The following is a 482-nucleotide window of genomic DNA, read 5'->3' as shown; positions in this document are numbered from 1 at the left end:
GAATAGTCACTCAGATTCTCACAACAATGCTATCAAGGTCCGGATCGTAGGGATGGAAACTGAAGCCACGGCGGTTTCCTCCGCTGTTACTTCGTCTAACGACAACCGGTGATGGAAAATGCACGACGATAGAGATGAGGGAGGTGACTCGGATCCGACCGACCACCCCGAAAGCACAGATCCAAGCTCCACTACGGTTCGTCATAACTGGAGAAAATCGGGCCGCCCCAGTGTGGCGATCGTCGGAGCAGTTGCGGCGGCTAACAACCGGGAAACGACTGGCCTGCCACCGTTACAGGAGACGATCGAAGCCGATGCACTCAATGCGCTATTTGATGGCCAGTCGTCGTCAGTCGCAGTCTCATTCCAGTACGCCGATACTGACGTCTCAGTGACCGGGGACGGCAGCATCGAAGTCCGAGTCGATGGGCACTCTCGGGAATCGGAGTGATACCCACAACTACCGAGTGATCGATTGGTGT

At 55.6% G+C, this 482-nt stretch carries 1 protein-coding gene; it reads left to right on the top strand.

Going from position 1 to position 482, the window contains the following annotated elements:
* Positions 1-118: 118 nt before the first annotated feature.
* Positions 119-451, top strand: a complete 333-nt coding sequence (locus tag C5B91_RS23160) for a HalOD1 output domain-containing protein (RefSeq protein ID WP_119713047.1) — start codon at positions 119-121, stop codon at positions 449-451.
* Positions 452-482 lie beyond the last annotated feature (31 nt).

It is taken from the genome of Haloferax sp. Atlit-10N (assembly GCF_003586325.1).
GTDB classification, from domain to species: domain Archaea; phylum Halobacteriota; class Halobacteria; order Halobacteriales; family Haloferacaceae; genus Haloferax; species Haloferax prahovense.
Note: the sequence above shows the minus strand (reverse complement) of the source record. Positions and strands in the feature narration are given on the sequence as shown.